Below are 12210 nucleotides of genomic sequence, written 5' to 3'. Positions count from 1 at the left end.
GGTCCCGCCGCCACCCCGGCACGGGAGTGGTCAGCTGCCGACGTGCGTGGGTCAGTTGCCCAGGGCGACCTGGACGATCTTGATGACGACCAGGACCATCGCGATCAGCAGGTAGGTGCGCAGAGCGCCCATGCCGATCTTGCGGCCGGTGGACATGATCGGCCGGGTCAGCGTCTCCAGCGGCGGCATCCGCCAGTTGTCGCGGCCGGTGCGGTCGATGGGATCTTCCTTGGTGGCGGTGCGCTGGCGGGTGAAGGCGTAGCCGGCGGCCAGTACGCCGGCGACGCCGCAGCCGGCCATGATGTCGAGGATGGCGCCCGCGCTGATGTCGGGGAAGAGCACCGAGGCGGTCAGGATGGTCGACAGCGACACCAGGACACCGACGACCGCCGCGGTGAAGGCGTTGGTCTTGGGCCCGTTCACCCACGGTCCGAGGACCTGCTTGTCGTTGCAGAGCAGCAGCAGGAAGACGGAGGCGGAGGGCAGCAGGACACCGGCGAGGGTCTGCACGCCCTGGGTGAGCAGGCCCAGCGGGGAGCCGGGGATCAGCACGATCGTGGCCGCCGCGGCGACCAGGCCGGCGTAGACGGCGTAGAAGCCCTTGGCGCCCTTGACCCCTCGGTGCAGGGAGTGCTTCATCCCGAACACGTCACCGATCGCGTACGCGGTGGACAGCGACACCGCGAACGCGCCGATGATCGAGGCATCCAGCAGGGCGATCGCGAACAGGACACCGGCGACCTTGCCGGCCTTGGCCGAGATGCCGGTGATCAGGCCCGCCGTGTCGTCGAAGTTCCCGAAGCCCTTCGTCCCGGCGAACGCTGCCGCCACCAGGCCCATCAGGGCGGCCGCGCCGACGATCACGACCGCGATACCGATCCACAGGTCGGCCTTCTCGTACTTCATGAAGCGCGGGGTGATGCGCTTGTCGATCACGTACGACTGCTGGAAGAACAGCTGCCAGGGCGCCACCGTGGTGCCCACGATCCCGATGATCAGCAGCATCACGGTCGCCAGCTCGCCGCTGCCGCCGGGGATGACCGGGGTCACGAAGTCGTGCGCCATCTGCGACGTCTTGGGGTGGAGCATGAAGTAGAGGGGGACCAGGAGCAGCGAGGCGGCGCACAGGGCGACGGCGATCCGCTCGAAGCGGCGGAAGGAGCCGGTGAAGGCGGAGGCGATGATGATGGCGGCGGCCAGGATCACCGAAGCCGTCTTCGGCAGCCCCAGATAGTCCGCGGCCATGGTGATGCCGATGAACTCCGTGACCAGCGTCAGCGCGTTGAGCAGGAACAGGTCGATGACGGAGAACGCGCCCCAGAACTTCCCGAACCGCTCCAGGATCAGGCGCGCGTGCCCGACCCCGGTGACGGCGCCGAGGCGCAGCACCATCTCCTGGTTGACGTACAGGACGGGGATCAGCAGGAGCAGGGTCCACAGCAGCTGGGTGCCGTAGTTCTGACCGGCCTGGCCGTAGGTGGCGAAGGCGCCGGCGTCGTTGTCGCCGACCATCACGATGAGGCCAGGGCCGACGATCGCCAGCAGGGTCTTGAGCTTGGCGGACAGGCCCCGGCGCTCGCCGGTGTCGTCGTGCTTGATGGTGCCGAGCGCACCGCGGATGTCGCCCACGTGCGCGTCGTCGAGGACTGCGCTGCGCGGTGCGGGAATGGTCTTGTCGTTGATCACGCTGGTCATGGCGGGCCTCCCAATTCCCCCGTTGGGGAGCGGTGTTGAGGGCGCGCGGCAGCCATCCCCCTGCGAGCGCGCAGCCCGGAGGCCCGGGACGGCGAAGGCCGTACGGGTGCCTGGGGCGAGGATGCGAGTGCGCGCGGGAGAGGTGGTTACCGCGTACCGGAGGTCGAGAAAGACATACGAATCCGGATGACGGGCCTACTGTGGCCCGGACTACTGCAGCTGCAGTCCATGTCTCTCGCCTCCTCCCGGCCGGAGCGCACGTGGGCGCTGGACGACGCGGCAAGGAGCGGACCAGCCCCGATGACTGGTTCACCCCAACTCGTCAGAGCTTTGGCACTGCACGGCGTATTCCACCTGTGGGGGAAGCCACTTGGGGTCACCCCTTAGGCCGGGGAGACCTGTCCTGAACCTGGGCGTCTCTCGACGTCGTGGGGTCAGTGGCCTGTGTCCGTACAGACGCCTCACCGAACGAGGTGCCTTCTTCAAACCTCCAGAAGCATAGCGGCATAGTTGCGAGATCACGCAACTGCTTGGCGAAGTCTTGACACACCTCGTGACGGAACATGTTCCCGGCCCCGGTCGGCTTCTCCCTGCGGCGGAGTGGGCGCCCGCGTCGCCTCCGCGGCCTTGCGATGTGGCGTGTCGCGGCAGTGCAGGGCATCTGGGGAGGTACTGCCGGAGCAAGCGCGGCAGCTGCCCGCTGAACTGGCCAGGATCAATACCTTCCTGGAAGACGAGTGATTCGTCGCTCCCGGGCGAGCGGTGTTCGTCGAGCGGACGGGCCGCCCGTTGGTACCGGGCGAGACACTGCTGCGGCTGACCGGGTACAGGACGGCCGGTCAGCGGGCCCGGATGCTGCTCGTCTTGTTCCGGTCCCTCACGGGCAGCAGGCCCTTGGCTCCCGGTTTGGCCTTCTTCAGCAGCCTCCCCCGGTGGGCTCTGCCTTCTTGGCCGACTGTGGGTATTCGGCTGGGCGTCGACCTGCTCAGGCCCCGGCGGCGGACACTGACCGGGATGGCCGAACGGGCGTGGGTGCGCGAGATCGATGATGACGAAGGGGGACGCCTGTTACGGATCATTCGGAGAGCCACCGCGTCGGTGATGATCTAGCGAAGGGCTCAGATGGTGCTGCTGTCCGCACAGGGCAGAGGCGTGGCGAAGATCGCCGAGGTGGCGTTCAGCAGCGCGGACCGACGCCGGGGCTGCCGTTCGCCCTCGCCCACTCGGTCAACGTGTGGATCGGATCGATCAGCGTCGCTCCGAGCGGGGTGAGCTCGACCGCCAGACGCGCCGGACAGCCGGCGAGAAAGGGATCGCCGGGACCGAAACCGCTCATGGAGCCAAAGGCACCTGCTGGTTCCTGTCGGAAACCTAGTCTGGGTTCTCTCCCCCTTCCCAGCCAGGAGAGTCATGCGAGTCATCACCCAGCAGACGCTCGGCGGTCCCGAGGTGCTCACCATCGTGAACGCGCCCGAGCCTCAGCCCCTCCCGACCGAGGTTCTGGTCCGCGTCAAGGCGATCGGGCTGAACCCGCTGGAGGCGCGCCTGCGCGCCGGTGAGTTCCCGCTGATCGGCCGGCCGCCGTTCATCCTCGGCTGGGACATCAGCGGGGTGGTCGAGGAGGCGCCGGGGACGTGGCGGTTCAGGCCCGGCGACGAGGTGTTCGGGATGCCGCTGTTCCCGCGGGCGGCGAGTGCGTACGCCGAGGTCGTGTCGGCGCCGGCGTTGCACCTGGCACGCAAGCCGGCGTCGCTCTCGCACGTCGAGGCGTCGGTGCTGCCGGTCGTGGGGTTGACGGCGTGGCAGGGCCTCGTCGACCTCGGCGGCGTGACCGAGGGCGACCGCGTCCTGGTCCACGGCGGTGGTGGCGGGGTCGGCCACGTCGCGATCCAGATCGCGAAAGCACTTGGCGCGTACGTCATCGCGACCGCCAGCGGGAGCAAGCGGAAGTTCGTCGAGGGGTTCGGCGCCGACGAGGTGATCGACTACACGGCGGTCGACTTCACCGAGGCGGTCCGCGACATCGACGTCGTGCTCGACACGATCGGCGGCGATACCGTCGAGCGCTCCCTCGAAGTGCTCCGCCCGGGTGGTCACCTGGTGACGGCGGTCGCCGAGGACGATGCGGAACTCGCCGCCAAGTACGAGGCGGCCGGCATGCGTTTCAGCGGCATCGCGGTCGACCCCGATCCGGTCGCCCTGCGAGGTCTCGTCGAACTCGTCGAACAGGGCAGGCTCCGGGTCCACGTGCAGGAGACGTTCCCGTTCGAGCGAGTCGCCGACGCACACCGGCTGCTCGACGGCGGTCACCTCCAGGGCAAGCTCGCCCTCACCGTCTGATCCCGTCGTGGGCCTCGCGTGAGCACGCCCCGCGGAGACCCGTGCGTCATGGAATCCGCACGTCAGACGGCCTGATGTGCGTAGGCATCAGGAAGCTCGGCCAACCGCGTAGCGCCCCGTCGAGAGGCGCGAGCAGGAGCAAGTGTGTACGGCCCGGCTTCCGTTCCGCACGGAACGGGAGCCGCCTCACGCCCGGGGCCGGCGCTGTCAGCGACGGGATCACCCGTCCCGCCCCCGAGCCCATAGACATCGAATCACCCCTCCCACGAGCCGAACCTCCAGATCAGCACGGCAGACGCCGCCGCCCCACGTGCTCGGAAGGCCACTGCCGTCACCCCCCAGTGAAGATCACCAACAGCATCCAGGGGGACTGATCAGATCAGGCCGCGTTCCAGGGCCGTCACGACGGCCGCGGTCCGGTCCGTCACGTCCAGTTTCCGATAGGCGCGCAGCAGGTGCGTCTTCACGGTGGCCTCGCCGATGAACAGCTTGGTGCCGATCGCCGCGTTGGTGAGGCCCTGGCCGACCAGTCGCAGCACTTCGGTTTCCCGGTCGGAGAGCGGTGGGGTGTCCACCGTCCGCGACCGGAACAGCTTGGGAGCGAGCGACGGGGTCAGCACGGTCTCGCCGCGGGCTGCCGCCCGTACGGCGTCGATGAGTTCTGCCCGGGTACTCCCCTTGAGGAGATAGCCGGCCGCGCCCTCCTCCACGGCGCGCAGGATGTCCGTGTCGCTTTCGTAGGTGGTGACGATGACGACCTTGCTGCCGGGCGCCTGGCGCAGGATGTGCCCGGTGGCCGCTACGCCGTCCATCCCGCCCATCCGCAGGTCGAGCAGCACGATGTCGGGCCGCAACCGCCCCGCCAGGGTCACCGCTTCCTCGCCGGATGCGGCCTGTCCGGCGACGGTGATGTCCGGGGCGGATTCCAGCATGGCGGACAGGCCCTCGCGGACGACCGGGTGGTCGTCCGCGAGGAGGACCCGGATCGGGTGGGCCGCGGCCGCGTCATCGGGCACTGTGTGGTGGTTCATTGCTCCCCGTGCCATCCCTTGCTTCATCTGTTGCCTCGTTGGACAGTTGCTCTGTCGGGCAACTGCTGCTGTCGGGCGGCTGTTTCCGCCGGTCGGTTGCTCTGCCGGTCTGCCGGGTCACAGCTCGACTGCGGGCTCGTCCTCGTCTCCCGGGTCCGCGGGCACGGTGATCGTGATCGTGGTGCCCTGACCCGGTCGGCCGTCGGCGGTGGCGTGGCCGCCGATCTCCTCGGCACGGGTCCGCATGCCGCGCAGCCCGTATCCCGCATGGTCACGGTCCGCAGCGAAACCGGCGCCGTCGTCCGCGACGGTGAGGCGGACCGTGTGCGGTTCGTAGGCCAGGGTGACGGTCACGGTGCGGGCCCCTGCGGCGTGCTTGCGGACGTTCGCCAGGGACTCCTGGGCGGACCGCAGCAGTACCACGGCGGCGGGCATCGGCACCGGGCGCTCGGCGCCGTGGACGGTGCAGCGTACGGTCATCCCGGTTTGCTCGGACAGCGCGTCGGCCTGTCGGCGGACCGCACGCGCCAGGGAGCTGTCGCGGAGTGGGGGAGGGGTGCGGTCGGCGACGAAGTCGCGTGCCTCGGCCAGGCTCTCCCTGGCCACCCGCCCGGTCAGCGCCAGGTGCCGGGCCGCCAGGTCCGGTTGGTGCGCCAGTTCCGATTCGGCGGCCTGCACGAGGGTGATGATGCTGGTCAGGCCCTGTGCGATGGTGTCGTGGATCTCTCGGGCCAGCCGCTCGCGCTCGGCGGCGATGCCGGCCTGGCGGGACATCGTGGCGAGCTGCTCGCGGCTGCGGTGCAACTCGGCGATCAGCTCGCCGCGTTCCCGGCTCTGCCGGACCACTTTGCTGATCCACAGGCCCAGCAGTACGGACAGCGCGATGCCGAGGAGGGAGAGCGGCAGTGCCGCGCGCCAGTCTCCGCCGGTCAGCAGGACGACGGCCGGTGGCGTGAGGTTGGCCAGTGAGGCCGTTGCGACCGCGGGCGCACTGGGCAACGCCATCATCAGCATCGGGACGACGGTGAACAGAGCGAAGGAGCCGGCGATGGCGCAGGCCGTGGCGGTGGCGAAGAGAAGGAAGAGCCCTGCCACGAAGGTGATGTGCCGTGTGCCGGCGGTGCGGTCGGCACCGCTGTGCAGCATGAGGCCGCGGCCGAGCGCCGCGTACCACGGGATGAGCAGGGTCAGTGCGGCGATGGCGAGGGCGCGCCGAAGCGGGTCGCCGGCGGTGTTGAAGAGCAGGACGGTGGTGACCGTGTAGCTGACGGCGAAGTATCCGTCCCACAGGCCGAACCACCGGCTCCGTGCTTCGGGGGCGTGGCCCTCGCCGTTCCCCTGGGTGTCAGTGCGCACCTGCCCAGTCCTACCACCCCTGCCATGACCGGCTGTCCACTGGTCGGTGGACAGCCTCTCCCCACGGTCGGTGGACGTCGGGTGCCCCCGCCCGGCCATAGCGTCGAGGGCATCGGCGCAGCGGAAACACGCGCCAAATGCCAAGGGAGACCTCGCCTTTCATGAGCACCACGTCGTCTTTGTTCAGCCCGTTCCTGACCGCGCTGATCGCCAGCGTCACGATTCTCGGCATCATCCTCGCCACCGACCTCGGTCACCGGCGGCTCACCAATATGCGGATGCTGCGGTCCCTGATCGCGGTTGCCGTTGTCATCGCGCTGTTCGTGCATTCGCTGCCGACCGCCGGGAACGACATCTCGATGCAGTTCGCCGGGATCGGCATCGGCGTGATCTGCGGACTGATAGCGGGCGCGCTGCTGCCCGCCGAACGCGCCGCCGACGGCAGCATTTACACCAGTGGCGGGATCGGCTACGCGGCGCTGTGGATCGTTATCTCCAGCTCGCGGGTGCTGTTCGCGTACGGATCAGAGCACTGGTTCAGCCAGGGGATCATCACGTTCAGCATCGACTACGAGCTCAGCGGGCAGGACGTCTACGCCAACACCTTCGTCTTCATGTCGCTGGCGATGGTGCTGGCCCGTACAGGGGTGCTGCTGAGCAAGCGGCGGAACCTGACGAGGGCCTGAGGCCGCGCCGGGTGGCGCGCCGCACCATGCAGACAGCGCCGCCTGTCCTGGACACGGCCGCCCCCAGCTGCCCGTTCCAGCTTCGGTCCAACGCCCTGAGCGCCCAAGACGTCGGCGGCAGGCTTGCTCAGATCGACGGTGCTCACCACGAACCACCTCGCTTCAGCGGCGTGGCGTCAGCGAACCGGATGCGCTGCTGCCGCTCAGCACGGGCGCGAGCGGTGACGGCTTCGACTCGTCGGTACCGAGTTCTGGATCGAACGTGGCCGCCGGCACCAGTTCCACCCGCGTACGGTCGGCCAGCTCGCGCACCGCCCACCGCCGCCACCACGCCGCGGCAGTCACCCACATGCCCACAGCAACCAGGGCGGCCAGGGCCATCCGCCGAGGGCGGCGCCGTGCCGCCTCAAACCGCTGGCTGACGCGGCGTGCGGTCAGCGGTGGTCGGGTCTCCCGGCCGTCGACAGGGTCTTCAGAGGTCAGGGACCGCCGCCACACCTGTGAATCCAGCAAAAAGCTGCCTCGGCTGCAAGACGATCGGCAGGAAGCCGTCTAAGCGGTCTTGGTGAAGTGTGGTGCTGTTTGGGTATGTGCCATACCAGGAGGGGGGTTTGGAATGGCAGGACCGTTGTGGGTGGAGCTCTCGTCGGAGGATGAGGCGGAGTTGGGGCGGCGGTTGAGGGCTCGGGACTTGCCGGTGAATGAGCGGGTGCGGTTGGAATGCGTGCGGCTGTCGGCCCAGGGCCGCAACGCTCCCGAGATCGCGTCCATTGTCGACCGGCATGTGGTCACCGTGCGCAAAGCTCTGCGCCGGTTCCTTGACGGAAGTTTCGAGGCCCTGGCCGACGCGCCCCGGTCGGGTCGGCCGCCACGGTGGACGCGCGAGGACCTGGACGCGCTGGAGGCGATGCTGGATACCGCGGCGGCTGAGGGGACCACGTGGACGCTGCCCGCTTTGGCGGAGTGGCTGCGCCGAGAGCGTGGGGTAAATGTCGATTCTTCCTGGCTGTCGGTGCTGCTGCACCGGGACGGTTTCCGCTGGAAACGTACCCGCGACAGTCTGCGGCACAAGGCCGGCCCGGCCCTCCAGGCCGCCGCGTGGGAGCGGCTGGAGGGCCTACGGCTGTACGGCTGAGGGCCGAAGCCGGTACCGAGGATCTGTACTACCTGGACGAGTCCGGGTTCTCTCCGACCCTGCCCACCGGTTTCACCTGGGCCCGCACCGGTGTCCGCGCTGTCGTCAAGCGGGAGGACACCAAGAACCGGCGGGTCAACGTCCTGGGAGCACTGAGCGAGAGCGGGCCAGGCCCCGAACTGGTGTGGAGGGCCGTCGACCACAAAATTGACGCTTCGATGGTTCTCGACTTCGTCTGCACGCACATCGCACGCCTGCCCAAAGGAACGGACAGTCTCACTGACCCGCCGCCTGGTTGGCGGCGGGTCAGACCGTGCACGATCGTCATGGACAACGCCCAGATCCACCACGCCAGACTCTTCAAGGGACGGCGTGAAGAACTGGAGGCCATCGGCGTCCACCTGTTCTACCTCCCACCGCGATCGCCGGAGCTGAACCTCATCGAGCGCATATGGCGCTCAGTGAAGTACCAGGACATGCCCGTCCGTGCCTACACCAGCACCACCGCACTACACACCGCCGTCGACCAGGCAATGACCCGACGGGCAACAGCACTGACACCAACCACAGAAGACTTGCTCAAGACCGCTTAGCTCGGGCGGATTGTGGCCTCGATGTGGGCGAGTTGGGCGGCGAGGATCTCCTCGAACGCGCCGCGGCGGTCCGCGCCGAGGGGGCGGATGTCGCGAGCGTAGTGGGCCAGGGCGGGGAAGCGTTCGGGGTCGGCGCCCAGTACCGCGACGCGGAACAGCTCCATGCCCTGTTCGTGCTCTTCGGTGGTGAGGGAGCCGATGCCGGCCTCGGAGGCGATCAGCGCGGCGAGGAGGATCACGATCCGGTGGTAGCGCGCCGGGATCTCCTCGTCGGGCAGCCCTGAGGCTCGCAGGGCCTGCAACACCTCTTCCATGACCAGCCGGGATCCGGCGCCGCTGGACGCGTAGCGTCCCCAGACCACGGCGAGTTGGGGCTGCTGGCCGAAGGCTTCGCGCAGGCGAAGGGCCAGGGCCGTGATGCGCTGCTGCCAGTCACCCTCGGGGCGGTAGCCGTCCATGGCGGCCGCCAGGATCCGGTCGGCGACCGCGCGCAGCAGCTCTGTCTTGCTGCGGAAATGCCTGTAGAGGCTGGAGGAGTCGGTCCCGAGCGTTGCCGCGAGCTTGCGCACGCTGAACGACTCTGCGTCGCTCGTGCGCAGCAGTTCCGCTGCCGTGTCCAGGATCTCCTCGGTCGACCAACGCCTTCGGCCTGACATCTCGCCCCTCTCGTCCGGGCTCAGTCTAGTCTATGCACTTGCTGTTGCACGCGGTGCGTGCATACTGGGGGTGCACGCCTGCCGGGAGGCAGGGCCGGGACAAGAAGGAGAGACGCAGACATGAACCAGACCGCCGCTGCGACGCGGCCGCCGGAGCCGGACTTCGAGGCGTTAACGACCGAGGAACTGATCGCCTACCGCGAAGCGGAGAACCGCTTCCGGGCATCCGGCGCGGCCCGGGCGATGACCGGGGAGCCGGACCCCGGCGCCGCGATCGAGTGGCGTAAGGCCGCGCTGCCCGGGCGCGACCTTCCGGTCCGGGTGTACCGGCCGGCGTCGACGGGTGACGGTGACGCCGCCCGAACCGACCTGCCACTCGTGGTCCATGTCCACGGAGGCGGCTTCGTGGGCACGGCGGTGCAGTGCGACTGGACCAACAGTCACCTCGCCGTCCAACTGCCCGCGCTCGTCGTCTCGGTCGAGCACCGCCTCGTCGCCCCGGGCAGTCCGCTCGCGAACGCCGCCGACGACGGCTGGGACGTGCTGCGGCACGTGGTGCAGCACGCCGCCCAGTGGGGCATCGACCCGGCGCGCACGGCCGTCTTCGGGGAGAGCTTCGGCGCACTCGTCAGCGCCCTGACGGCCATTCGGGCCCGGGAGGACGGTCTGCACCTGGCGGCGCAGGTACTGGTCAACCCCGCGGTCGACGTGACCGACACGATGTACGACCACCCCTCGATCGCCGAGTACGCATACCGCCCGACCCGCGCCCTGCCGCAACTGCGGCTCCTCCAGCGGCTCGCCGTCCCGGCGGGAACGGACGCCCGGGCATTCTCGCCGCTCTACGCGGACGACCTGAGCGGGCTCGCGCCCGCGCTCCTCGTGGTGCCGACCCAGGATGCGGTCGCCGATCACGGCCGCCGCTACGCCGAGCGGCTGCGGGCCGCCGGGACGCCCGTGCGGCTGACCGAATACCCGGGCGCGAGGCACGCGTTCCTCACCCTGCCGGGAGTGGAACCGCAGGCCGCAGCCGCCCAGGCGGAGATCCTCGGGTTCCTCCGCGCGGCCCTGGCGACGTGACGGAGGAAACGATGCACACCAACAACCTGGGCGTCGACGGCCCCGCGGTCTCCCGACTCGGTCTGGGCTGCATGAGCATGACTGGCAGCTACGGCCCGGCCGACCCTCATGAGGCGGCGGCCACCGTGCTGGAGGCCCTCGAAAGTGGCGTCACCATGTTCGACACCGGCGACTTCTACGGCGACGGCGCGAACGAGGAACTCCTCGGCCAGACCCTCGCGCCACACCGTGACCGCGTCGTGCTGGCCACCAAGACGGGCGTCCGGCGCACCGCCGAAGGGCTGGTCCCCATCGGTTCCCCCGACTCTCTGCGGCGTGGCTGCGAGGCATCGTTGCGCCGGCTGCGCACCGACCACATCGACGTGTACTACCTCGCGCGCATCGACCCTGTCGTGCCCGTCGAGGAGTCGGTCGGAGCGCTGTCCGAACTGGTCGCCCAGGGCAAGGTGGGCCACATCGGCCTGTCCGAAGTCTCCGCCGCCACCCTCCGACGCGCCCACGCCGTCCACCCCATCAGCGCCGTCCAGACCGAGTACTCGCTGTGGGAACGCCATGTCGAAAACGACATCCTGCCCGCTCTGCGCAGCATCGGCGCGACCCTGGTCGCCTACAGCCCCCTCGGCCGCGGCCTGCTCACCGGAGCCGTCCGCGCCACCACCTCGTACGACAGCGGCGACTTCCGCGCCACCGCACCCCGCTACACCGGCGACAACCTCAAGGCCAACCTGGCCGTCGTCGACACCCTCACTCGACTCGCCGCGGCCAAGAACGCCACCCCCGCCCAGGTCGCCCTGGCCTGGCTCCTCGCCCGTGGCAGCGACGTCATCCCCATCCCCGGCAGTTCGCGTCGCCCCCACCTGCGCGACAACCTGGCCGCCCTCGATCTGCAGCTGACCGCGACCGACCTCGGCCGCATCGACGCTGCCGTCCCCGCCACCGGCGCCCAAGGGGCGCGATACGGCGACCACGGCATCGGCATGATCGACCAATGAGACCCGGAACAGGCATGCACGGGCGGAGAGCAGCGGGCTCCTGCGAGTCGTCCTCGCCGCCCGACTCGATATGACTCGCACAACTCGATATCACTCAAGGGAAGGCACTGGCACTCTGATGGTGAAGACACCTCATGAGCGATGGGCGATGGGAACGTTGTGTACGGGTCTCGGGCTCACCGTCCTCGCGACGATCGTCCCCTACACCGACCGCGATCTGCTGGCCGGCCACATCCGGACCGGCTACCCCACGTACGCCCAGACGCAGATCGACTCGGCTGTCGGCACCTACCTGGTCCTGTTGTCCGTCATCGGCGCGCTCGGTGTCATCGCCTGGTTCGGGACGACGTGGGCCGTCAACGCGGGCAAGCGATGGGCCCGCCCCGCCGCGACCGTGATGTTCGTGCTCGGCACCGGTAGCGGGTTGGTCGGGCTGCTCACCAAGGACACCTCCGGCGCTACCGGTCTGCCGCCGGTGCTGGGTTGGGCGGGGATGACTCCCTGCCTGGCAGGCGCCCTGGCGGTCGCACTCCTGTGGAAGAGGCCGCGCTCGACGTGACGTTGGCTGCGTTCGTCCTCGCACGTAGGTTCAACGACACGGAGTTCAACGACACGGACCCGCCACCTGCACGGGTCGCGACCACCA

The 12210-nt window shown here is 69.3% G+C and carries 13 protein-coding genes, 2 pseudogenes and 1 riboswitch; of the genes and pseudogenes, 9 read left to right on the top strand and 6 right to left on the bottom strand.

Annotated features, from left to right (window positions below):
• Positions 1-51 precede the first annotated feature (51 nt).
• Positions 52-1695: an NRAMP family divalent metal transporter gene (locus tag JNO44_RS04265; RefSeq protein ID WP_205361520.1), complete on the bottom strand. Its 1644-nt coding sequence runs from the start codon at positions 1693-1695 to the stop codon at positions 52-54.
• A 306-nt stretch (positions 1696-2001) separates the two neighbouring features.
• A riboswitch (M-box (ykoK) riboswitch) is annotated at positions 2002-2175 on the bottom strand.
• Between the two features lie 152 nt (positions 2176-2327).
• Here JNO44_RS04265 and JNO44_RS04260 point away from each other — a divergent pair.
• Together JNO44_RS04260 and JNO44_RS44745 are read left to right on the top strand one after the other, a co-directional pair.
• Positions 2328-2514, top strand: a pseudogene (locus JNO44_RS04260) (ISNCY family transposase); the annotation flags it as partial.
• Between the two features lie 195 nt (positions 2515-2709).
• Positions 2710-2895: pseudogene (locus tag JNO44_RS44745) on the top strand (IS630 family transposase); the annotation flags it as partial.
• Here the strand turns inward: JNO44_RS44745 and JNO44_RS04255 are convergent.
• Positions 2873-3031, bottom strand: coding sequence for a hypothetical protein (locus JNO44_RS04255; protein WP_205361518.1), 159 nt, complete (start codon positions 3029-3031; stop codon positions 2873-2875). The pseudogene JNO44_RS44745 and the gene JNO44_RS04255 sit on opposite strands and share 23 nt — an antisense overlap.
• Before the next feature lie 74 nt (positions 3032-3105).
• Here JNO44_RS04255 and JNO44_RS04250 point away from each other — a divergent pair, with 74 nt between their 5' ends.
• The gene (locus JNO44_RS04250; protein ID WP_205361516.1) at positions 3106-4035 is read left to right on the top strand and encodes an NADP-dependent oxidoreductase; all 930 of its coding nucleotides are present in this window, start codon (positions 3106-3108) and stop codon (positions 4033-4035) included.
• A gap of 374 nt (positions 4036-4409) precedes the next feature.
• Here the strand turns inward: JNO44_RS04250 and JNO44_RS04245 are convergent, their stop codons facing one another.
• Both JNO44_RS04245 and JNO44_RS04240 read right to left on the bottom strand, forming a co-directional pair.
• Positions 4410-5066 carry a response regulator gene (locus tag JNO44_RS04245; RefSeq protein ID WP_073447538.1) on the bottom strand — a complete coding sequence of 219 codons (657 nt, stop codon included), beginning with the start codon at positions 5064-5066 and terminating at the stop codon, positions 4410-4412.
• A gap of 117 nt (positions 5067-5183) precedes the next feature.
• Complete coding sequence (locus tag JNO44_RS04240; protein WP_240167407.1) at positions 5184-6422, bottom strand: histidine kinase; 1239 nt, start codon at positions 6420-6422, stop codon at positions 5184-5186.
• Positions 6423-6583: 161 nt separating this feature from the next.
• Here JNO44_RS04240 and JNO44_RS04235 point away from each other — a divergent pair, with 161 nt between their 5' ends.
• The gene (locus JNO44_RS04235) at positions 6584-7108 is read left to right on the top strand and encodes a hypothetical protein (protein WP_205361512.1); all 525 of its coding nucleotides are present in this window, start codon (positions 6584-6586) and stop codon (positions 7106-7108) included.
• A 162-nt stretch (positions 7109-7270) separates the two neighbouring features.
• On the opposite strand, the gene JNO44_RS04230 is transcribed toward JNO44_RS04235, so the two are convergent.
• Entirely contained in the window at positions 7271-7489 is a 219-nt protein-coding gene (locus JNO44_RS04230) for a hypothetical protein (protein WP_205361509.1), read from the bottom strand.
• A 235-nt stretch (positions 7490-7724) separates the two neighbouring features.
• Here JNO44_RS04230 and JNO44_RS04225 point away from each other — a divergent pair, with 235 nt between their 5' ends.
• Together JNO44_RS04225 and JNO44_RS04220 are read left to right on the top strand one after the other, a co-directional pair.
• On the top strand, positions 7725-8243 hold the full coding sequence (locus JNO44_RS04225; protein WP_205360206.1) for a helix-turn-helix domain-containing protein: 519 nt from the start codon (positions 7725-7727) through the stop codon (positions 8241-8243).
• On the top strand, positions 8207-8836 hold the full coding sequence (locus tag JNO44_RS04220) for a transposase (RefSeq protein WP_205360203.1): 630 nt from the start codon (positions 8207-8209) through the stop codon (positions 8834-8836). Before JNO44_RS04225 ends, JNO44_RS04220 begins: the two co-directional genes overlap by 37 nt.
• On the opposite strand, the gene JNO44_RS04215 is transcribed toward JNO44_RS04220, so the two are convergent.
• Positions 8833-9492, bottom strand: a complete 660-nt coding sequence (locus JNO44_RS04215) for a TetR/AcrR family transcriptional regulator (RefSeq protein ID WP_205361507.1) — start codon at positions 9490-9492, stop codon at positions 8833-8835. The two genes, JNO44_RS04220 and JNO44_RS04215, sit on opposite strands and share 4 nt — an antisense overlap.
• A 120-nt stretch (positions 9493-9612) precedes the next feature.
• Between JNO44_RS04215 and JNO44_RS04210 the strand changes: the two genes are divergently transcribed.
• From JNO44_RS04210 to JNO44_RS04200, 3 genes are all read left to right on the top strand, one after another.
• The gene (locus JNO44_RS04210; RefSeq protein ID WP_205361505.1) at positions 9613-10572 is read left to right on the top strand and encodes an alpha/beta hydrolase; all 960 of its coding nucleotides are present in this window, start codon (positions 9613-9615) and stop codon (positions 10570-10572) included.
• A gap of 11 nt (positions 10573-10583) precedes the next feature.
• Positions 10584-11564, top strand: coding sequence for an aldo/keto reductase (locus tag JNO44_RS04205; protein ID WP_205361503.1), 981 nt, complete (start codon positions 10584-10586; stop codon positions 11562-11564).
• A 148-nt stretch (positions 11565-11712) separates the two neighbouring features.
• Positions 11713-12123, top strand: coding sequence for a hypothetical protein (locus JNO44_RS04200; protein ID WP_240167406.1), 411 nt, complete (start codon positions 11713-11715; stop codon positions 12121-12123).
• The last annotated feature ends 87 nt before the right edge of the window (positions 12124-12210 follow it).

Origin of the sequence: Streptomyces noursei (assembly GCF_016917755.1) — a bacterium.
Classification (GTDB): domain Bacteria; phylum Actinomycetota; class Actinomycetes; order Streptomycetales; family Streptomycetaceae; genus Streptomyces; species Streptomyces yunnanensis.
The sequence above is the reverse complement of the archived record's forward strand: the minus strand, read 5'-3'. Positions and strand labels throughout refer to the sequence as shown.